This window comes from Clostridium sp. DFI.1.208, assembly GCF_024463855.1.
Classification (GTDB): Bacteria; Bacillota_I; Bacilli_A; order Erysipelotrichales; family Erysipelotrichaceae; genus Clostridium_AQ.
In genome coordinates this window covers 1-255 of sequence record NZ_JANGCA010000330.1, presented here as the reverse complement: position 1 = coordinate 255, position 255 = coordinate 1, and the positions used below count along the sequence as shown (strand labels likewise).

Below are 255 nucleotides of genomic sequence, written 5' to 3'. Positions count from 1 at the left end.
TGGAGTGATGTGATCAACTGGTCGGATTTGGACTGGCATACCGATTATGTACTGAATGAATACGATATGGCAGCCAAAACCATGAAGACCTATCCCATTACGACCAATAAGGGACTGGTGGGAGGAAGTGTCAGCCTGAGCGATACCTTTAAGGTAAGTACAGAAATCACTGCGACCTTACAGGATGCGCAATGTGAAAAAGGAAGCTGGACATGGGAGAAGAGCAAATCCTTATCCAGCGGCTGGGAAGAACTG

1 protein-coding gene is annotated in these 255 nt (G+C 47.1%); it reads left to right on the top strand.

Going from position 1 to position 255, the window contains the following annotated elements; translation table 11 throughout:
- Positions 1–255, top strand: a 255-nt coding sequence (locus NE665_RS24560; protein ID WP_256302788.1) for a hypothetical protein, incomplete at both ends; no start/stop codon positions are given.